Source organism: Aeromonas aquatilis (assembly GCF_054052405.1).
In genome coordinates this window covers 1-407 of sequence record NZ_JBSTYP010000179.1, presented here as the reverse complement: position 1 = coordinate 407, position 407 = coordinate 1, and the positions used below count along the sequence as shown (strand labels likewise).

The 407-nt window shown below is 46.7% G+C and carries 1 protein-coding gene and 1 pseudogene; both read left to right on the top strand.

The window, feature by feature from the left end; genetic code table 11:
• A partial coding sequence (locus ACW5W8_RS23905; RefSeq protein WP_498630899.1) for a hypothetical protein occupies positions 1-198 on the top strand: 198 nt, incomplete at its 5' end.
• Positions 199-327: 129 nt separating this feature from the next.
• A pseudogene (locus tag ACW5W8_RS23900) lies at positions 328-407 on the top strand (gamma carbonic anhydrase family protein); the annotation flags it as partial.

Genomic DNA, 407 nt, shown 5'->3' with positions numbered 1-407 from the left:
TTGATGTTCGATGCTGTGAGTGCCCACACAGATTGCTTGATTCAAATTGTTAAAGAGCGACGCAACAGTTCGTTGCTGCGGGAGTGGAATTTTACTCAACCGCCCTCTCGAGTCAAGCCTTATTTGCAAAGGCTTTTCGAGGTTATCGACTTGGCTTTCTACGTTGCCGCTTGCCCTGTCGATGGAGGCGCATTATAGGGAACGGATTCTTTCTGGCAACCCCTTATCTGCAATAAAATTGCAAAAAACTGCACTTTTTTAGTTATTCATATCCAGCCACAGCTTTTATACAAACTTATCCACAGAAGCAGGTTCCAGATTGCTAGAATGGCCGAAAACAAGGAGGCCAAGATGGACTTGCGACTGAGACCCTACAAGGGAAAACGCCCGCAATTGGGCAAACGGGC